This is a genomic window from Sphingomonas suaedae, from assembly GCF_007833215.1.
GTDB classification, from domain to species: domain Bacteria; phylum Pseudomonadota; class Alphaproteobacteria; order Sphingomonadales; family Sphingomonadaceae; genus Sphingomonas; species Sphingomonas suaedae.
In genome coordinates this window covers 4,017,372-4,036,259 of record NZ_CP042239.1, presented here as the reverse complement: position 1 = coordinate 4,036,259, position 18,888 = coordinate 4,017,372, and the positions used below count along the sequence as shown (strand labels likewise).

At 65.1% G+C, this 18,888-nt stretch carries 15 protein-coding genes; 2 read left to right on the top strand and 13 right to left on the bottom strand.

Annotated features, from left to right (window positions below):
* Positions 1-6: 6 nt before the first annotated feature.
* From FPZ54_RS19065 to FPZ54_RS19045, 5 genes are all read right to left on the bottom strand, one after another.
* Positions 7-807 (bottom strand): SDR family NAD(P)-dependent oxidoreductase, encoded by an 801-nt coding sequence (locus FPZ54_RS19065; protein WP_145849377.1) that lies wholly within the window; start codon positions 805-807, stop codon positions 7-9.
* On the bottom strand, positions 807-1,571 hold the full coding sequence (locus FPZ54_RS19060; protein ID WP_145849376.1) for an SDR family NAD(P)-dependent oxidoreductase: 765 nt from the start codon (positions 1,569-1,571) through the stop codon (positions 807-809). Before FPZ54_RS19060 ends, FPZ54_RS19065 begins: the two co-directional genes overlap by 1 nt.
* A gap of 121 nt (positions 1,572-1,692) precedes the next feature.
* A complete protein-coding gene (locus FPZ54_RS19055; protein WP_422396549.1) occupies positions 1,693-2,754 on the bottom strand; it encodes a phosphotransferase family protein in 1,062 nt (353 codons plus the stop codon).
* Positions 2,751-3,836 carry a Zn-dependent alcohol dehydrogenase gene (locus FPZ54_RS19050; protein ID WP_145849375.1) on the bottom strand — a complete coding sequence of 362 codons (1,086 nt, stop codon included), beginning with the start codon at positions 3,834-3,836 and terminating at the stop codon, positions 2,751-2,753. The genes FPZ54_RS19055 and FPZ54_RS19050 overlap by 4 nt, the downstream gene beginning before the upstream one ends.
* Before the next feature lie 134 nt (positions 3,837-3,970).
* Positions 3,971-5,254: an acyl-CoA dehydrogenase family protein gene (locus FPZ54_RS19045; protein WP_145849374.1), complete on the bottom strand. Its 1,284-nt coding sequence runs from the start codon at positions 5,252-5,254 to the stop codon at positions 3,971-3,973.
* Between the two features lie 156 nt (positions 5,255-5,410).
* Between FPZ54_RS19045 and FPZ54_RS19040 the strand changes: the two genes are divergently transcribed.
* Complete coding sequence (locus tag FPZ54_RS19040; RefSeq protein WP_145849373.1) at positions 5,411-6,655, top strand: TetR/AcrR family transcriptional regulator; 1,245 nt, start codon at positions 5,411-5,413, stop codon at positions 6,653-6,655.
* Positions 6,656-6,662: 7 nt separating this feature from the next.
* Here FPZ54_RS19040 and FPZ54_RS19035 read toward each other — a convergent pair whose 3' ends face one another.
* The 6 genes from FPZ54_RS19035 to FPZ54_RS19010 all read right to left on the bottom strand — a co-directional run bounded on the left by FPZ54_RS19035 (position 6,663) and on the right by FPZ54_RS19010 (position 16,483).
* Positions 6,663-7,490, bottom strand: a complete 828-nt coding sequence (locus tag FPZ54_RS19035) for a DUF4350 domain-containing protein (RefSeq protein WP_145849372.1) — start codon at positions 7,488-7,490, stop codon at positions 6,663-6,665.
* Between the two features lie 126 nt (positions 7,491-7,616).
* Positions 7,617-8,915: a spinster family MFS transporter gene (locus FPZ54_RS19030; RefSeq protein ID WP_145849371.1), complete on the bottom strand. Its 1,299-nt coding sequence runs from the start codon at positions 8,913-8,915 to the stop codon at positions 7,617-7,619.
* Between the two features lie 93 nt (positions 8,916-9,008).
* Positions 9,009-11,963 (bottom strand): TonB-dependent receptor domain-containing protein, encoded by a 2,955-nt coding sequence (locus FPZ54_RS19025; protein WP_145849370.1) that lies wholly within the window; start codon positions 11,961-11,963, stop codon positions 9,009-9,011.
* Positions 11,964-12,456: 493 nt separating this feature from the next.
* The gene (locus tag FPZ54_RS19020) at positions 12,457-13,527 is read right to left on the bottom strand and encodes an acyl-CoA dehydrogenase family protein (RefSeq protein WP_145849369.1); all 1,071 of its coding nucleotides are present in this window, start codon (positions 13,525-13,527) and stop codon (positions 12,457-12,459) included.
* A 128-nt stretch (positions 13,528-13,655) separates the two neighbouring features.
* A complete protein-coding gene (locus FPZ54_RS19015; protein ID WP_145849368.1) occupies positions 13,656-14,870 on the bottom strand; it encodes an acyl-CoA dehydrogenase family protein in 1,215 nt (404 codons plus the stop codon).
* An 80-nt stretch (positions 14,871-14,950) separates the two neighbouring features.
* On the bottom strand, positions 14,951-16,483 hold the full coding sequence (locus tag FPZ54_RS19010; protein ID WP_145849367.1) for an MFS transporter: 1,533 nt from the start codon (positions 16,481-16,483) through the stop codon (positions 14,951-14,953).
* Positions 16,484-16,656: 173 nt separating this feature from the next.
* Here FPZ54_RS19010 and FPZ54_RS19005 point away from each other — a divergent pair, with 173 nt between their 5' ends.
* Complete coding sequence (locus tag FPZ54_RS19005; protein WP_145849366.1) at positions 16,657-17,361, top strand: glutathione binding-like protein; 705 nt, start codon at positions 16,657-16,659, stop codon at positions 17,359-17,361.
* Between the two features lie 83 nt (positions 17,362-17,444).
* Here the strand turns inward: FPZ54_RS19005 and FPZ54_RS19000 are convergent, their stop codons facing one another.
* Positions 17,445-18,233, bottom strand: a complete 789-nt coding sequence (locus tag FPZ54_RS19000; protein WP_145849365.1) for an SDR family NAD(P)-dependent oxidoreductase — start codon at positions 18,231-18,233, stop codon at positions 17,445-17,447.
* Positions 18,230-18,844, bottom strand: coding sequence for a glutathione S-transferase family protein (locus FPZ54_RS18995; protein ID WP_145849364.1), 615 nt, complete (start codon positions 18,842-18,844; stop codon positions 18,230-18,232). Before FPZ54_RS18995 ends, FPZ54_RS19000 begins: the two co-directional genes overlap by 4 nt.
* Positions 18,845-18,888 lie beyond the last annotated feature (44 nt).

Sequence of the window (18,888 nt, the reverse complement as noted above, 5' to 3'; positions counted from 1 at the left end):
AAGACATTACACCGCCGTCTTGCCATACTCTTGCCGCGTCACCGGGTGGCTGGATGACAGCCCGCCATCCACCGCCAGCGCCTGGCCGTTGACGTAGCTCGCGTCGTCGGAGGCGAGGAACAGCGCGGCGCGGGCCAGTTCCTCCGCCTGCGCACCGCGACGCAGCGGGTTCAACCGGCCGACGCGGTCCATCTTCCCCGCCTCGCGCGCGTAATCGAAGGTCGGCTTGGTCATGCCGGTCTCGGTGAGGCCCGGGCAGAGCGCGTTGACGCGGACATTCGACCCCGACAGTTGCTGCGCGGCGACCGCGGCGAGGTTGATGACCCCCGCCTTGGACGCCGAATAAGCCGGACTGCCCGCGCCCGACCGGATGCCCGCGACGCTGGCGGTGAGGACGATCGCGCCCTTGCCCCGCTCGGCGATGCGCGGTGCACCGTGCTTGATCGCCAGCAGCGGTCCGATCAGGTTCACGCGCAGCACCTCCGCGATCAGTTCGGGCGTGGTGTCGAAGATGTTCGCCATCCCGCCCGAAATCCCGGCATTGGCGAAGAGGATGTCGAGCCCGCCATATTCGGCGACCGCCAGATCGACCGTCGCGATCACGTCGGGCTCGCTGCCCGCATCCATGCGGATCGCCTTGGCCGTCCCGCCGGCCGCAGCGATCCGCGCGACGGTCTCGTCCGCGCCCTCGCTATTGTCGGCGACGATCACCCGCCCCCCTTCAGCGGCGAACAGGATCGCGGCGGCACGCCCGATACCGCTGCCCGCGCCGGTGACGATGATCGATTTGTCGGTGAAGCGTGCCATCAGATCGTCACCCCGCCATCGATCACCAACGCCTGTCCGGTGGTGTAGCGCCCCGCTGCCGAAGCAAGGAACACGACGCCGCCGGCAATATCCTCCGGCTCGCCCAGGCGCCGCAGCGGGGTCTGTTTGTTCACCCGTGCCTCGGCCTCCGGGTTCTCCCACAGCGCGCGGGCAAAGTCGGTCTTGATCAGCCCCGGCGCGATGCAGTTCACGCGGACATTGTCGGGGCCATATTCGACCGCATAGTTGCGCGCGAGCTGGAAGTCCGCCGCCTTGGACACATTATACGCCCCGATCACCGGCGACCCGCGCAGGCCCCCGATCGAGGAAATGATGACGATCGCGCCATCCTTGCGCGCGCGCATTTCGGGCGCGACCATCTGGATCAGCCAGTGGTTGGACAGGACATTGTTGTCGAGGATCTTGCGAAACTGCTCATCGGCAATGTCCGCCAGCGGCCCGTAATAGGGATTGGACGCGGCGTTGCAGACGAGGATGTCGATCCGCCCGAACACGCGGCGAGTTTCATCCACCAGATGCTGGAGCGCGTCCTTGTGCGAGATGCTCGCCGCAATGGCGATGGCGGTGCCGTCGCCATGTTTCGCGTTGATCGCCGCCGCAACCTCGTCGCACGCATCCTGATTGCGGCTGGAGATCACCACCCGCGCCCCCTGATCGGCGAGCGCTTCGGCGCTTGCTCTTCCGATCCCGCGCGAGGATCCGGTGACGATGGCGACCTTCCCGGTCAGGTCGAACAGGCTCATCTACTTCTCCCTCTCCCCTTCAGAGGAGAGGGCCGGGGAGAGGGGCATATCGTTGCGCCCTGCCCTTGCCCTACTGCCCCTCTCCGAACCCTCTCCCCTGAAGGGGAGAGGGCTTTGTTGATTAGGCCCCCGCCTTGCGCGCAAAGTCCCACGCACTCGCCGCCAGCCCGGGCACCCGCGCCGCAGTCTCCTCGGCGTGTGCATTGCTGGCATTGCCGTCGAGCAGGCGGCGCTTGATCCCCTGGACGATGCTCATCAGCCGGAACTGGCCGAAGGCGAAATACCAATTGAGGTCGGGAATACCGTCGCGCCCGGTCGCGGCGCAGTAGCGATCGACCATCGCCTCCACCGTTGGAATGCCCGTCTCCGCCCCAGTAATGCCGCCGATGCCCGACGCGCCATTGGCCGGGATCATCCAGTTCATCAGCAGGTACGAAAAATCCGCCATCGGATCGCCCAGCGTCGACAGCTCCCAGTCGAGCACCGCCTTCACGCGCGGCTGCTCGGCGTCGAAGATCATATTGTCGATGCGATAATCGCCATGGACGATGCTCGTCCGCGTCTGCGGCGGCAAGGTGCGCGGCAGCCATTCGATCAGCTTCTCGACATCCTCCAGATCGTCGGTCTGGGCGAGCCGATACTGCTTGGTCCAGCGCCCCACCTGCCGCTCGAAATAGCTGCCCGGCTTGCCGTAATCCCCCAGCCCCGCCGCGACGTAATCCGTCTCGTGCAACTGCGCCAATCGGTCGCAAATCTCGTAATAGATCGCGGTGCGCTGTTCCGGCGTCTTGTCGGGCAGCGCCCCGTCCCAATAGGTCGCCCCCTCGACCAGCTCCATGATGTAGAAGGCCGATCCGACCACCCCGTCATCCTCGCAAAGCCCATAGGGACGCGCGACCGGGAAGCCGGTGGGATGCAGCCCCGCGATCAACCGATATTCGCGATCCACCGCGTGCGCCGAGGGCAGCAGCGGCCCGAACGGCTTGCGGCGCAGGACATAGGCGCCGCTCGCCGCGTCGATGCGATAGGTGGGATTGCTCTGCCCGCCGGGGAATTTGGCGTAGCTCAGCGGGGCTTCGAAACCCGCGACATTGGCCTCCATCCACGCGGTGAGCCTCTCGACGTCAAGGTCGTCGACCTGCTCCATCGGCTGCCCGCCGCGATGTCCCGCCGGCGGGCTCATGCGAACTCGATCACGGAGCGGACCGCGTCCCCCTGGCGCAGATTGTCGAACGCATGGTTGATGTCCTCCAGCTTGATCCGCTCGGCGACCATCGTGTCGAGGTCGAGCAGCCCGTCGAGATACATCTGGACCAGGCGCGGCAGATCGATCGGGAATTGCATCGACCCGGCCAGCGAGCCCTGCAGCTTCTTGCCCGACAGGAAGGTCGGCCCGGGAATGCTGACCGACTGGCCCGGCGCGATCATGCCGAGGATCGTCGCGGTGCCCCCTCGGCGCAGCACGTGCCACGCGGTCTCCGCCGTCTGCGGCCGCCCGACCGCCTCGATCGCGTAGTTCACGCCGCCATCGGTGAGCTTGAGCACCTGCTTGACCAGATCGGGCGCCATGGCGTCGAGATCATGCGTCGCGCCCATTTTCCGCGCCAGCGCGCGTTTCTCCGCCACCGGATCGATCGCGATGATCTTGCCCGCGCCCGCAATCTTGGCGGCGTTGATCGCGGCAAGCCCGATGCCGCCACAGCCGATCACCGCGACCGTCTCGCCCGGCGTCACCTTGCTGTCGCGAAAGATCGACCCCGCCCCGGTCATCACCGCACAGCCGAGCAGCGCCGCACGATCGAGCGGCATATCCTTGCTGATCGCGACACAGGCATGTTCGTGGATCAGCATCTGTTCGGCGAATGCCGACAGATTGAGGAAATGGTTGACCGGCGTGCCGTCGGCGAGGGTCAGCTTGGGCGCCGCGTCGGCGGGGCGACGGGTGGAATTGTCTATACAAAGCGACGGACGGCCCGACACGCAAAATTCGCACGCGCCGCAGAACACGGTGAAGAAAGTGATGACATGGTCGCCGGGCTTGAGCCGCGTGACCTCGCTCCCCACCGCCTCGACCACGCCCGCCGCCTCATGCCCCGGCACAGTCGGCATGGCGTGCGGATAGGCGCCATCGACGAAATGCAGGTCCGACCGGCACACGCCGCACGCGGCGGTCCGCACCAGCACCTCGCGCGGGCCGGGCCTGTCGATGCGGATGTCGTGGATTTCGAGCGGCTTGCCCGCCTCGAACAACACTGCTGCCTTCACTGAAACTCCCTCTTTTAAGCCCCTCCCCTTCAGGGGAGGGGTTGGGGTGGGGCCTATCCTCGCAGCCGCCGGTCTCGGTGAGACTTACACGCCCCACCCCCAACCCCTCCCCTGAAGGGGAGGGGCTTTAAGGATTACCGCGTCACCGCCATATCGCCGCTGCTCGGGCGGTCGGCCTTGAACTCGCCATATTTCCCGAACTCCGACCGCGCGATGGCGCGGTTGTGCACCTCGTCCGGCCCGTCGGCAAAGCGCAGCGTCCGCATCGAGGCCCAGGCGCTCGCCAGCGGCGTATCGCCCGACACGCCGGCCCCGCCGAACGCCTGGATCGCATCGTCGAGGATCTGCAGCGTCATGCGCGGCCCCATCGCCTTGATCATCGCGATCTCGCCCTGCGCCGACTTGTTGCCCGCCTTGTCCATCATGTCCGCAGCCTTCAGGCACAGCAGGCGCATCATCTCGAGGTTCGAGCGCGCTTCGGCCACCCGCTGTTCCCAGATCGAATGGTCGGCGATGCGCTTGCCGAAGGCGATGCGGCTCAGCAGCCGCTTGCACATCAGCTCCAGCGCCATCTCGGCGACGCCGATCGAGCGCATGCAATGGTGGATACGCCCCGGCCCCAGGCGGCCCTGGGCGATCTCGAATCCGCGCCCTTCGCCCAGCAGGATATTCTCGACCGGCACCCGAACATTCTCCAGCACGACCTCGCCATGGCCATGCGGGGCATGGTCATACCCAAACACCGAAAGCATCCGTTCGATCTTGACCCCCGGCGCATCCATCGGAACCAGAATCTGGCTCTGTTGCGCGTGGCGGGAGGCATCGGGGTTGGTCTTGCCCATCACGATCGCGACGGCACAGCGCGGATCGCCGACACCCGAGGACCACCATTTGCGACCGTTGATGACATAATGATCACCATCGCGGACCATTGACGTCTGAATATTGGTCGCGTCGGACGAGGCGACGTCCGGCTCGGTCATCAGGAAGGCCGACCGGATCTGGCCATCCATCAGGGGTTTAAGCCAGCGATCCTTGTGTTCGCGCGTGCCGTAACGATGCAGCACCTCCATATTGCCGGTGTCGGGCGCGGAACAGTTGAATACCTCGCTTGCCCATCCGGCGCGGCCCATTTCCTCGGCGCACAGGGCATATTCAAGGTTGGTGAGTTGCGTCCCCTCAAATTCGAAGCTGTCGTCGACATGGGTCTGGCCCGAATGCGGCGGCATGAAGAAATTCCACAGCCCCTGCGCGCGTGCGACCGGCTTCAGCTCCTCGATCACCGGCAGCACCTTCCAGCGCTCGCCCTCGCGCACCTGGCGGTGATAGTCATCCTGGCGCGGCGTGATATGCTGGTCGATGAACCCGCGCACGCGGTCGCGGAAATAGGTTTCGCGCTCGGTCAGCGTGAAGTCCATGCGGCCTCTCCTCTCAATCCGGTTTCGACTCGGATTAGGCCATACCCGATATTCGGTAAAGTGGGGGCGGCCGCATTTTTCGGTTACGGTTCCCGACCGATGACGCACAGGCGCTTTAGGACTGTTTCTTCGAATCAAAGCTGCTAATCTGAGGCGATGGAGCTTGAAGAGGCGGTGCCGGGAGAGGCACGGGGGGAAACGAAACGGTTCCGCGCGAAGCGCGACGCGATCCTCGCGGCGGCAGCGGACGTGATCAACGAACAGAGCGCGAAGGGCATGACCTTCGCCGATGTCGCGCAGCGCGTCGGACTCAACACCACCAGCGTCACCTATTATTTCAAGCGCAAGGAAGACCTTGCTGCTGCTGCGTTTGAGGTCACGCTCGACCGACTCGACGCGATGCTCGACGAGGCGCATCAGGAGGGCACGCCCGAGACGCGTGTCGCGCGTTATCTGTCGATCAACATGGAGCGGCTCGCGCGCATCCATCGCGGCGAGGAAAAGGCATTCGCCATCCTCTCCGACCTGCGCGCGATGGAGGGCGAGATGCGTGCCCGGCTGATGCAGCGCTGGCAACAGATCTTCCGCAAGACCCGCGCCTTGTGGGGCACGGATGGGAGCCGCGCACAGACCGACCTGCGCGGCGGGCGGGCGCATGTGCTGCTCGAGAATACCTTCTGGCTCCCCGCCTGGCTGGTCCGGTACGAGCTTGACGAATATCCGCGCGTCGAAAGCCGGTTGATGGACGTGTTTCGGCACGGGATCGCCGCCGATGGCGCGGCGTGGCGGCCGCAGATGCTCGATCTGACGCATGAAGAAGCGGAGCCGGGCCGCGAGGCGTTCCTGCTCGCCGCCACCCGCCTCATCAACGAACTCGGCTATCGCGGCGCATCGGTTCAGAAGATCGCGAGCGAGCTCAACGTCACCAAGGGTAGTTTCTACCACCATCTCGACGCCAAGGACGAGCTGGTGATCGAATGCTATCGCCGCAGCTTCGACATCATTGCCGACGCCCAGCGGCTGGCCGAGGATGGGCCGGGCGACCACTGGCATAAGCTGACCAGCATCGTCGCGACCTTGCTGGAGGTGCAATTCTCCGAACGCGGGCCGCTGCTGCGCACCACCGCGCTCACCGGCCTGCCGCCGCGCGTTCGCAATGCGCTGATCGACCGGTCGAACCGCATCGCGCGCCGCTATGCCGGGATGCTTTCGGACGGCATCGCCGAGGGGTCGATCCGCCCGATCGACCCGCTGGTCGCCAGCCAGACGATGATGGCGATGCAGAACGCCGCGTTCGACATGCGCAAATGGGCAGGAACGATGCCGCGCGACAAGGCGATCGCCTTTTACGCCTCCACCATCGTGTTCGGCCTGTTCGACGATCGCGTGCTGGAGTTTTGAGCCGAGCCTAGATTGTCGCGCGCGCCAGCCAGGCCATGACGTTACGCACGAAGCGCTGGTCGTCGGCGACCTGGAGTCCCACCTTCGCGCCCGACTGCATCTGTTGCGCGGTGAACATCGCGGCCTCACCCGCAATCACGACACGCCCCTTGCCGAGTTCCAGTGCGACGGCCTGGGCACGCCCACCCACCCGCTGTCCCGGCACGCTTTCCCCGCGCCGCAGGGCATCGACCTGGGGTGGCCCCGCGACCTCAAGCGCATCGTCTGGCAACGTCAGCAGCGCTGTCGCCCCTGCGGGCACCGAAAGCGACTGGCCGGTAAAGGTTTCGACCCGCCGGACGCGCCCGCCCGGCCCGGGTCCAGTGATGATCGGGTGCGCGCCAAGCAGCCGACCGGAAAAGGCGATCCGCGACGTGACCTTGCCGTCCTGACGCACCGCTACATAGCCATTTCCCATCTCCACACCGAACGCGGCGGCAAGCGGCGTTGTGGCGGTTCCAAATGGCGCGTGATCGGCGATCAGCAGCAACGATCCGCCCTGCTCCACCCAGCCCCGGATCGCAGCGATTTCCGCAGTTGCGTAGCGCTGGCGCGCATTGGCGATGACGAGGATCGCCGTGCCTGCGAGCGATGTCGCCGTGACAGCTTCGGTCAGTGCGCGCGGGCGATAGCCATCGGCGCGCACCAGCGTCGCGAACGGCGCATAACGCCCTTCGACCGTATGGAAATTTTGATGCGCACCATCGATCGCGACGACCGGCCCCTCTCCCGCAAAGGCAGGCGCGGCGATCTTCGGGTCATAGTCGGACAGCGCCACCTGCTGCGCGGCGGCCATGGGGGTTACGAAGAGCAGAGTCGGAACGAGGACTCGTGACATTAGATGCATCGGGATCACTCGGCCGGTTGCTGACGGCTCAGTCCTAGCTCGGGCCATTCGGTGCGCCAAGCGCGACCGGCAAGCCTAGGCCGCCGCCCCCCGCTTCAGCCACACCCCCGCGCGCCAGTAATGAAACAGCGCCCATGGCGTCGCCGCGGCGAAGGTCAGCATCGCCAGACGCAGCGCCTCGGCATCGCCATAAGCGGGCTTGAGCGCGTCGGAGATCACCCCGATCATCGTCGGACCAAGGCCAAGGCCGATCAGGTTGATGACCAGCAACGTCACCGCCGCCCAGAGCGCGCGCATCCGCAGCGGTGCGAGCCCCTGGATCAGCGCGAAAGTGGGGCCGAGATAGGAATTGATGAGCAGCAGCGAGAGCCAGTAGATCGGGATCGCGATCCAGGGATCCGACGAAGCGAAAAAGAGGAAGGATAGCGGCAGCCCGACCCCCTTCATCACCAGCACGAGCCAGGCCTGGCTGTGCAGCCCCCAGCGCTCCGCCGCCCTGTTCGCGAGCCACCCGCCCAGCACCGCCGACAGCGTACCGCACACCGCACCCACGGGGGCCACGATCGACGCGATCTGAAGCTTGTCGAGGCCGATGGTGCGGATCAGGAAGCTGGGACCAAAGGCGGTATGGCCATAGCCGATCAGCGAGGTGATGGTGACGCCCATCACCAGATGCACCGCTGCGCGGCTGGCAAAGAGCGAGCGGAATCCGTCGGCAAAGCCGGGCATCGCGCCATGCGCGGCGGGGGCGTGGCTGGGGTCGGAGAGGCCGCGGCGCGGCTCGACCACGAACAACTTGATGATGATCGCGAGCAGAATGCCGGGAACGCCGACCGCGAACATCGCGACCCGCCAGCCGAAGAAATGGGCGAGCGTGCCGCCGATCATCGTCCCGCCCGCAGCGCCCAGCACGACACCGAGCGAGTAGATTCCCATCGCCCCCGCGCGCTTTTCGGGCGGGTAGAGATCGGCGATGATCGAATGGCTGGGCGGGCTCGATCCCGCCTCGCCGATGCCGACACCGATGCGCGCGAGGAGCAGCTGGACGAAATTCTGCGCCAGCCCGCAGACCGCAGTCATCGCGCTCCACAGCGCCAGCGCGATCGCGATGATGTTGACGCGATTGCCCCGATCCGCGAGCCGCGCCACCGGCAGGCCCAGCGTTGCGTAGAAGATCGCAAAGGCGAATCCCGCGAGCAGCCCCAGCTGGGTATCCGACAGCAACAGTTCCGCGCGGATGTCCTCCTGAAGGATCGCGAGGATCTGCCGGTCCATATAGCTGAAGAAATAGGCGCAGGTGAGGAGGAACAGCGTCGGACCGCGCCGGGCGATTGCGCGAGCATCGGCAGGGGAAGAGGCCGGGATCGTCGCCATACGCATCACTCCATCACGCGGGCGGGCGCCCGTTCACATAAAAGCGGGGCCTCGCCGCGTTCCCCGCGCGGCGAGGCCCCGTCAGGACCGCCTTCAGAATTTGGCAGAAACGCCCACCTTGAAGCTGCGGCCCAAGGGGTTCCCGACAAAGGGCTCGTAATTATAGTCCTCGCGGGCGAAGGGCGGGTCCTGGTCGAACAGATTGTAAACGCTGCCGGACAGGGTCACGCTTTCGGTAATCGCGAACTGGATCGTGAAATCCACCGTGGTGAAGCTGTCGATATTCGCCCCGTCGGTCACCCGCGCGCCGCCCAGCGCCGGATTGGGGCCATAGACGCCCGCCGTGGTCGTATAGGCGCGCTGATCGTACAGCCCGTCGATATAGGTGGCGGTCAGCCGTGCATCGACCGGACCCGTGCCCAGCTCCAGATAGGCCTGCCCCTTCCATTCCGGCACCGGATAGAGCGTGGTCTGATAGTTGAGCAGGCCGACCCCGTCATAGCCTGGCTGAACCAGCGTTCCTTCGACGAAGATATCGCTGATCCGGTTCTGCAACGTATAGGTCACGCTGCCGCCGATGCCGAAACGCGTATCGCTGCCGAACAGATCGTTCGAGCGATAGCCGACCACCGCATCGATGCCTTCATTGGTGATCGACGCGCCATTCTGGTTGAACGTCTTGACCCGCGAAATAGCAGTACGCGTCGTCGTCGCGTCGCACGGGCCGGTCGAGAAGGTGAAGCGCGACGCGAGGCCCGCATTCGTGGCGCAGGTATTGCCCCCGGTGCTGGGGAACAGGGTGTTGACCATCGAGATCAGCGGATCGCTGACGATCACATCCTCGATATCGTAGCGATAATAATCGAGGCTGGCGCTGAAGCCACCGGCGTTGAGCAAAATGCCGCCGCCATAGTTTTTGGAACTTTCCGGCACCAGGTTCGGGTTGCCGAACACGTCGATCGGGCGGAAGGTCGTATCGATGATCTGGAGCGCGGTGATCGATCCCGGTGCCAGCTGGTTGAGCGTCGGCGCGCGGAACGTCGTTCCGAAGCCGCCGCGCAGCGCCAGCCAGTCGGTCACCTGCCAGCGCGCGCGGATCTGCGGATCAAAGGTGGATCCCGTCGCGCCGCCATAATCCTCGAACCGTGCGGCCACCTGGATGTTGAGCGTGTCGAACACCGGCAGCTGCAACTCACCATAGACCGCCCAGACGTCGCCCTGGAGATCATAGTCGAGATTGGTGCCGAGGAAGCCCAGCGCACCGGCGGGTGCGCGACCGCCCGCACAGGCCGTCGGATCGGTGTTGCCGTTCAGCGGCGATTCGCGGCAGGGATTCTGCGCCAGATTGTTGTTCGCACCATAGCGGCCGGAGATGGACTGATCGCGATATTGCGCGCCGACACCGAATTGCACCTCCCCACCGGGCAGCGAAATGCCGGTGCCGCCGCTCAGCGACCCTTCCGCAACGAACAGGTTCGTGTCGACCTTGGTATTCGATCGGACGAAAAACCAATCGGTCAGCTCGGCGGTGTTCCTCGGGCCGTTCGCCACCGGGTTGGTATCGCCCGTAGCCGCGTTCACCGACACCGCATTGCCGAATGGGTTGAACCACAGACAGCCATTGGCGCCCGGCGTCGATCCCGTGCAGTTCGGCCCGCCAAAGCCCAGCAGCGCCCGCTGGACGCGATCGCCATAGGAGTCGTAGCCGTCGATATAGCGGTAGTAATTGTGATAGGTCAGGTTGAGGTTGTAGTTCAGCCCATCGGCGACCTCACCACGCAGTTCGGCGGTCAGGCGGGTCGACTCGCTCTTGCGCATACCGCGCGCCGAACCCGGTTCGGATTCGTCGCCCAAAGTCGAAGGATTTCCGCCGAGCAGATAGGGGCGGAACAACAATGTCGGGAACAGCACGCCCGCACCCGCCGGAGTTGGGTTGGCCGCGCGATAGGCGGCGAGACCCGGATTGGCGCTGGGCACGAAAAAGCCGGCGTTGAGCAGCGCCCCGAACGGCGCCCAGGGCGTGCCCGCTATCGCCACCGACGATGGCGGCTGGGTCAGCAGATAGGAGGGCGACGTCAGGTAATGCGGGACGGTCGTCCGGCCATAAAGGGCGGTGACCTGGAACGTCGTCGATGGCGCAACGTCCCATTCGAAATCGACAAATGCCTGGCCGCGCTTTTCAAGCTCGACCAGATTGTCATAGACCGAATATTGGTTGTAGCAGCGCGCATCGGCGCCGACATAGCCGCCGAGCGGCGCGCAGGCGGTGTCGGCGACGATCCCCGACACCGGCGATCCGGTCGCGCCCAGGAACAGGAAGTTTGCGGGGTTGCCGCCACCGGTCCACCCGCCCTGGGGGTTTTCTTCATAGGGACGGATCGCCCAGTCGCGTTCCTTGGCCATCAGCTGGCCGCGTTTCTGGAAGCCCGCCGCGAACAGCACGCGGAAATTGTCACCGACATGGCCATAGCTGATCGACGCGTCGACATCGCCGTCCGACCCGTCGATGAAGCGCCAGCTGCCGGCGACGTTGAACCCGCGCTGGTTGGTGCGGGTGATGAAGTTCACCACGCCCGCAATCGCCTCCGACCCATAGGTCGCCGCCGCGCCATCCTTGAGCACTTCGACGCGGCCGATCGCGGCCTGGGGCAACAGGTTGATATCGACCGCCGGCACGCCGTTGCCCGAGGTCGCGAGCCGCTTCGAGTTGAGCAGCACCAGCGTGCGCTGCGGGCTGAGGCCGCGCAAATTCACCGTGGCGATACCCTCTGCGCCCTGCGAGCGGCTGTCGAACTGGTTGGCATCGCCCAGCGACGCGCTCGAACTTGGCAGCGCCTTGACCAGATCGAGCGTTGAAGGGTTGCCCTGCTTGGCCAGTTCCTCGGCGCCGATCACATCGACCGGCAGCGCCGCATCCTCGGGCGTACCGGCGATCAACGATCCGGTGATGACGATTTCGGTTTCTTCGGAGTCCTGCGCAAAGGCTGGCGAAAGCCCCCCGATCGCCAGCGCGGAGACACCGCACGCCACCAAAAGCTGCTTCTTCATAGATCCCACTCCCGTTCGGCCGAAACGCTCTGCGGTTCCATACCGTAAACTCGAATAGATCGATTCTCATAGCTTGGGTCAAGAGGACAAAACCGTTGCGAAACGCCACCTATCCGTAGCTGTAACATGGAAGTCACGCCTGGTTTGAAGGCGAGGCAATCGTTAGCGGGTATGCTAAACCATTATTCTAAACTGTGCGATTATCTGCCGCAGATGCGAGAAAGGCTCGATCAGTACCAATAATCCTTCCCCGCAAGGGGGAAGTAGGACATGGCTTCCGATCAGACTCTGCCGCGCATTCCTCCCCTGCCCCGCAGGGGAGGTGGCATCGCGCAGCGATGACGGAGGGGCCGCCGCGCAGACGGCGGATTTTTGTCGAGATGCTGAATTTTGCCGAACTGCCCCGGCCGTCTACGCGGCCGCCCCTCCACCACTCGCTTCGCGAGCGGTCCCCCTCCCCTGAGCAAGCTCAGGGGAGGAATGGGGAACGACCCTAAAACCCGCTCAGCCGCGCGAACCGTTCGCGGTGAAAGGCGGTATTGCCCCAGAGTTGTTCCAGCACCCGCATCCGCTTGAGGTAAAAGCCAGCATCATATTCGTCGGTCATGCCGATGCCGCCATGCAGCTGGATCAGCTCCCGGCTCATCAGATGACCTACCTCGTTCGCCTTGGCCTTGGCGAGCGAGGCCGCCTGGCGGGTGTCCCCCCCGCGATCGATTGCGGACAACCCCGCCTCGACGGCGGAACGCATGAGTTCGATGTCGCTGAACAAATTGGCCATGCGATGCTGCAGCGCCTGAAAGGTCGCGAGTACCTGTCCAAACTGCACCCGCTGTTTGAGATAGGCCAGCGTGGTGTCGAACGCCTGCCCGGCCATGCCGAGCATCTCGGCCGCGGCGAGCACCGCAGCGCGATCGAGCACCGCCTCCAGCAGATCGGCACCTCCGGAAGCGAGCTTGTCGGCAGGCGCGCCGTCGAACGTCATCTGCGCATGGCTGCGGAAATCGACGAGATGGCGGCGATCCACAGACACGCCCTCCCCCGCCGCGACAAGATAGAGGCCATCGGTCGCGGCCACCACGAACAGTCCTGCGCTGTCGCCCTCGGCAACGAATGCCTTCGTACCGCTCAGCTTTCCGTCCTCAACCTTGGCCGTGATCACCGAAGGATCATGGCGCGGCCCTTCGTCAACGGCGAGCGTCGCGACCAGTTCGCCACTCGCGATGCGGGGCAGATAGGCGTCCTTTTGCGCGTCGTTCCCGCCCAGCAGGATCGCCGACGCCGCGACTGCGGATGCCGCGATCGGGCTGGCGGCCATGGTCTTGCCCAGTTCCTCGATCACCAGCCCCAGGCTCAGCCAGCCGAAATCGCTGCCACCGTGCGCCTCGGGGATGATCACCCCGGTCCAGCCCATTTCGGCCATCGTCGCATAGGCGGCGGGGTCGTAACCCGTCGCGGTATTGGCATCGCGGATCTTGCGCCACGCGGTGACCGGGCTCTCGTTGCTCGCCCAGTCGCGCGCCATGTCGCGCAGCATCGTCTGTTCTTCGGTCAGAACGGCCATCTCAAACTCCCTCTCCCCTTCAGGGGAGAGGGCCGGGGAGAGGGGCAGTCTCTCATCGCCGGCCCTTGCATTTGTGGTTACGGACTGCCCCTCTCCCAACCCTCTCCCCTGAAGGGGAGAGGGCTATGTTACTGATGATCCAGCATCCCCAGGATGCGCTTGGCGATCACATTGTTCTGGATTTCGGTCGACCCGCCATAAATGGTCGTCGCCTTGCCGAAGAGCCACGCGCGCACGCCCTGAATCTCCTGCGGGGTGAAGCCTTCACCCTCCCAGCCCAGACCCTGAAGCCCCTGGATCTCGATCATCAGCTCGGCGCGCTCCTGCCCCAGCTTGGTGCCGACGGTCTTGAGGATCGACGAGACTTCGGACACGCCGCCCACCGCCTTGCTCTCCGCCTGCACGCGCATCGCGGTGAGCAGGAAGGCGCGCCAGTCCATCTCGAACTTGGCGATCCGCGCGCGCAGATCGGGGTCGGCGACGCGGCCCTGATCGTCCGCGCCGACATATTTCTTGGCGATGTCGGCCAAAGATGGCCCGGACACGCGGAAGGCGGAACCGCCACCCGACAAATTGGTGCGCTCATGCTGGAGCAGGCGCTTGCCGATCGTCCAGCCCTGCCCTTCCTCGCCGACGCGGTTTTCCTTGGGCACCTTCACATTGGTGAAGAAGGTTTCGCAAAAGGGCGACATGCCGCTGATCATCTGGATCGGCTTCACCTCGACCCCGGGCGAATCCATGTCGATCAACAGGAAGGTGATGCCGCCCTGTTTCTGCGTCTTGTCGGTGCGGACGATCGCGAAGCATTTGTGCGCCCATTGCCCGCCGCTGGTCCAGGTCTTCTGCCCGTTGACCAGATAATGGTCGCCCTTGTCCTCGGCAAAGGTCTGGAGGTTGGCGAGGTCGGAACCTGCGTTCGGCTCGCTATAGCCCTGGCACCAGCGCACTTCGCCCTTGGCAATCGCGGGGATATGCTCGCGCTTCTGCGCCTCATTGCCATATTCCAGCAGCGTCGGGCCGAACATCATCACGCCCATCCCGCCGATGGGGTTCCACGCACCCGCGCGGGCCATTTCCTCCTGAAGGACCTTTGCCTGTGCGCGGGAAAGGCCACCGCCGCCATATTCGGCGGGCCAGGTCGGGACGCCCCACCCCTTCTCGCCCATCGCCTTGCGCCAGGCGGCCTGTTCGGGGGCCTCCTGCGTCGGCCCCTCTACCGCGGACATCGAATTGTCCTTGCCCTTGAGCGAAGCCGGGAAGTTCGCCGCGAGCCACTCGCGCACTTCCGCCCGGAACGCCTCGAGCGAGTCTGCCCCGGTTTCGGGCTCGGCCAGCGTTGCCATCAAAAATACTCCTCAACCAGCGCCAGCGGCGCTATCATATTTTGAATGTGCGGTATGGACCGAGTCGCGTCAATCCCTGTTCAGCGCGCCGGGCCGAGCAGCGCCGAATTGTCCATCTCGACCGCCCGGGCCTCCGCTTCGCGCGCCTGCAGCGCCGCGACATTGGCTTCGTGCTTCGCCTTGGTAATCGGGTAAAAGAGCAGGATCAGCGCGCCGAGCGTCCACAGCCCGATCGAACATGGGATGTAATGGATGACGAGGCTGCGGATCGCCTCGTCGCTCACCGTCCCGGGCGCAGGTTTGGCGGGGAAATCGGACCAGACCAGCAACCGCCCGGCAAGGAAGATGCCGATCGCGGTCGAACATTGCTGCATGAAGCTGGCGGCCGAGAAGAAGATCCCCGCCTCGTGCCGCCCGGTCTTGAGCGCGCTGTCCTCGACCACGTCGGCCAGCATCGAACTGGTGTTGATGAGCGAGATCGCGACCATTGCGCCATAGAGCGCGCCGATCGCGAACAATGTCGGCACCAGCCACGGATCGCCCGGGGCGAAGAACCAGCCATTATAGGCAAGGAACAACGGGGTCAGGCCGATCGACACGCCCACCACCGCAAAGAGCATCGAGCTGGTCCGCTTGCCGAGCCATGCGGACATGACCGGCGCGAGCGGCGCGGCGATGGTCGCGGCGACGAAGCTGTCGATGGTCAGGATCGCGACCTGCGTTGCGCCCAATTCGTAGAGATAGGTGAGGAAAAACAGCGTCGTCGCGCTGTACAGTCCGATCGCCGAATATTTGAGCACGCCAAAGCCGAAGATCGAGAGGAATGCGCGGTTGCGCAGCGCCGATCCCATCTCGCGCAGATGCCCCATCAGCTTGAGCGGCTCGGCCCGGACGGGCGCCTGGCGGAGATAGGGGATGCGGTTATGGGTGCCGATCCCACAGATCAGGATCGCGGCAAGAATCGTCACTCCGCCCGCCATGGCAAAGCCCGGATAGCCCGCCGGATTGAGCTGGCCGCGCGGATATTCGGGAGTCGCGGCGAAGAAGGTGGTGAGACAGATCGCGGTAAACAGATAGGTGCCCGCATAGCCGAACCACCAGCGCAGCGAGAACAGCCGGGTGCGTTCGCGATAATCCTGGGTCAGTTCCGGCGTCATCGCCGAAGTGTTGATCTCGAACGCGCTGATCGACACGCGGGTGAGCGAGGCGGTAGCGAAGATCCATATGCCCATCTGGAAATCGCTCATCCCCTGCGGCGGGAACCAGGCGAGCAGGAAGAAAAAGGCGGTGGGGAACGCCGCGCCATAGATGAACGGGTGACGCCGTCCCCAGCGGCTGCGCGTCATGTCCGACCAGCGGCCGATCAGCGGATCGGCGACCGCATCGACCAGCAGGGTCAGCGCGACCGCGGCGGAAACGATACCCGCAGGCACGCCGATGATCTGGCTGTAGAAGAACAGCAGATAGGTGGTGAAGGCAGCGTTCTTGATGCCGTTGGCGATCGCGCCCGACCCATAGCTGACCCGGGTACGCAGCGTGATCGGCGGAACGCCCGTCGCTCCTGCTGCAGACGTGCCGGTCACCGACCCGGCTTCATGGAGCGTTGTCGCCATCCTCATCCTCCTCGACCGTCTCGCGCGGTCGATTTCGAACTTGCGGTATGCATCGCATCACGTCAAGCGCGTCATGTGGTGGCGTGCCCCGGCGCATCCGGTGCGATCGCTCCCCGGTTGCGCGTCAGCGGGCGCACCCCATTTGTGGCGCCAACCTGACGGAGATGCCGATCATGATCGACCTGCACTATTGGCCGACGCCGAATGGCCACAAGATCACGCTGTTTCTGGAGGAGGCTGGCCTCCCCTACACCATCCATCCGGTTAACATGGGCCAGGGCGAGCAGTTCAAGCCCGATTTCCTGAAGATCGCGCCCAACAACCGGATGCCCGCGATCGTCGATCACGAACCCGCAGATGGCGGCGAGCCGATCAGCGTGTTCGAGAGCGGGGCGATCCTGCTCTATCTCGCCAACAAGATCGGCCGCTTTTTCGGTCCCGAACAGCGCGACAAGATCGTCCAGATGCAATGGCTGATGTGGCAGATGGGCGGGCTGGGGCCGATGGCGGGGCAGAACCACCATTTCAACCGCTATGCGCCCGAGCAGATTCCGTACGCCCAGAAGCGCTATATCGACGAGACCAACCGGCTGTACGGCGTGCTCGACCGGCAGCTGGCAGGCAAGCCGTTTGTCGGAGGCGAGGCGTATTCGATCGCGGACATGGCGATCTATCCGTGGATCGTCCCGTATGAGGCGCAGGGTCAGAACCTGGATGATTTCGCGCATGTGAAGCGCTGGTTCGAGGCGGTCGGCGCGCGGCCGGGGACGGTGCGGGCCTATGCCAAGGGCGAAGAGGTGCGCCCGGGCAATCCGGCAATGACCGACGAACAGAAGAAGGTGTTGTTCGGACAGACTGCGGCGGTGACGAAGGGGTAAGCGCCTTGGTCGGTCGCGGTTAAAGGGCCTCGTTCACGGCGTTCTCCTCTCCACTCCCTGGAAGGGAGGGGAGATTTGCTGCCTCAGCTCTTCCCAGGCCTTCGCGATAGTCCGACATCCAGGTGCGCGCCGGCGTCCAGTAGCAGCACCTCGCCGGTAATCACGCGGCTGGCGGGGTCGAGCAGATTGACGATCGGGCCGGCGATATCCTCGGCATGGGCGGCCATCGCCATCGGCGTCTGGCTGGCGATCAACGCCTCGAACTTGTCGAAGGCTTCGGGGGCCATGCGCTCGCTGAACCAGCCGGTGCCGACATAGCCCGGCGCGACGGCGTTGACGCGGATCGCGGGGGCGAGGACGCGGGCGAGGCTCTTGGTCATGGTCGCCAGCGCGCCCTTTGACGCGGCATAGGCGACCGAGGAGCCGTTGCCGAACACGCCCGCGACCGAGGCGATGTTGACCACCGCGCTCGCTGGCCCGGTGCGCATGGCGGGGGCGCAGGCGCGGATCATCTGGAACGGGGCGACGGTGTTGAGACGGTAGATGTCGAGGAAATCGTCCGCCGACAGCGCTTCCAAGTCTTCGTGATTGGCGAATTTGGTCTTGCCGGCGTTGTTGACCAACAGGTCGATGCGGCCGAACGCGTCGTGCGCGGCAGCGGCGAGCGCGCGACACTGAGCGTCATCGGCAATGTCGGCCTGAACCGCGATCGACCCGTTTCCGACTTCCGCCGCCAGCGCCTCCGCCGCGTCGCGGCTGGTGGCGTAGTTGATGACGCAGCGCACGCCGCGCTCCGCCAGCCGCCGCACCACCGCCGCGCCGATCCCGGTGCCGCCGCCGGTGACGATGGCGGCCATCCCCTCCATGCTCATGCTTTTGCGCTTTCCCGGGCGGTGACGCGGCGGTGCCAGTCGTTGAGGCGGGCATGTTCCTCGGCGATCGTCAGGCCGATGAACGTGCCGAAATCGATGGTGGTGAGCAGGAGAATGTCGGCCATGGTGTAGCGTTCGCCCGCGACGAACGGGGTTTCGCCGAGCGCGTCGTCGAACAGCGCGTGCGCGCGGGCGACGAGCGTGCGGTTGCTTTCGCCGAAGCCCTTATACTGGTGGGGCACGACCCGCGCGGTGAAGGGGTGGGTGTGGACCCAGATCATGCCGGTGGGGACCATCAGCCGCAGTTCGACGCGGCGGCTCCACATCTCGATCTGCGCGATTTCGGTCGGGGTAGTCCCGAACAAGGGGGGTTCGGGGTGCAGCGCCTCAAGATAGCGACAGATCGCGACGCTTTCGGACAGGCAGGTCCCGTCATCCAGCTTGAGCGCGGGGGTCTGGCCGAGCGGGTTTACGCCCTTGAACTCTTCGCTCTTGTGCTCGCCCTTCAGGATCGAGACATCCCGCGTCGGCAGGTCGATCCCCTTTTCGGCGGCAAAGATGCGGACGCGGCGGGGATTGGGGGCGGGCATCGCCGAATCATAAAACAGCATCAACCTCTCCTCATCACTTTTCGAAGATCGCGTATGGCAGCCAA

What these genes read in the sequence shown, in the direction of transcription:
- FPZ54_RS19065 (WP_145849377.1), bottom strand. Translation starts at nt 807, where the DNA reads ATGGCACGCTTCACCGACAAATCGATCATCGTCACCGGCGCGGGCAGC.
- FPZ54_RS19060 (WP_145849376.1), bottom strand. Translation starts at nt 1,571, where the DNA reads ATGAGCCTGTTCGACCTGACCGGGAAGGTCGCCATCGTCACCGGATCC.
- FPZ54_RS19055 (WP_422396549.1), bottom strand. Translation starts at nt 2,754, where the DNA reads ATGAGCCCGCCGGCGGGACATCGCGGCGGGCAGCCGATGGAGCAGGTC.
- FPZ54_RS19045 (WP_145849374.1), bottom strand. Translation starts at nt 5,254, where the DNA reads ATGGACTTCACGCTGACCGAGCGCGAAACCTATTTCCGCGACCGCGTG.
- FPZ54_RS19040 (WP_145849373.1), top strand. Translation starts at nt 5,411, where the DNA reads ATGGAGCTTGAAGAGGCGGTGCCGGGAGAGGCACGGGGGGAAACGAAA.
- FPZ54_RS19035 (WP_145849372.1), bottom strand. Translation starts at nt 7,490, where the DNA reads ATGGCCGCCGCGCAGCAGGTGGCGCTGTCCGACTATGACCCGAAGATC.
- FPZ54_RS19030 (WP_145849371.1), bottom strand. Translation starts at nt 8,915, where the DNA reads ATGGCGACGATCCCGGCCTCTTCCCCTGCCGATGCTCGCGCAATCGCC.
- FPZ54_RS19025 (WP_145849370.1), bottom strand. Translation starts at nt 11,963, where the DNA reads ATGAAGAAGCAGCTTTTGGTGGCGTGCGGTGTCTCCGCGCTGGCGATC.
- FPZ54_RS19020 (WP_145849369.1), bottom strand. Translation starts at nt 13,527, where the DNA reads ATGGCCGTTCTGACCGAAGAACAGACGATGCTGCGCGACATGGCGCGC.
- FPZ54_RS19015 (WP_145849368.1), bottom strand. Translation starts at nt 14,870, where the DNA reads ATGGCAACGCTGGCCGAGCCCGAAACCGGGGCAGACTCGCTCGAGGCG.
- FPZ54_RS19010 (WP_145849367.1), bottom strand. Translation starts at nt 16,483, where the DNA reads ATGGCGACAACGCTCCATGAAGCCGGGTCGGTGACCGGCACGTCTGCA.
- FPZ54_RS19005 (WP_145849366.1), top strand. Translation starts at nt 16,657, where the DNA reads ATGATCGACCTGCACTATTGGCCGACGCCGAATGGCCACAAGATCACG.
- FPZ54_RS19000 (WP_145849365.1), bottom strand. Translation starts at nt 18,233, where the DNA reads ATGAGCATGGAGGGGATGGCCGCCATCGTCACCGGCGGCGGCACCGGG.
- FPZ54_RS18995 (WP_145849364.1), bottom strand. Translation starts at nt 18,844, where the DNA reads ATGCTGTTTTATGATTCGGCGATGCCCGCCCCCAATCCCCGCCGCGTC.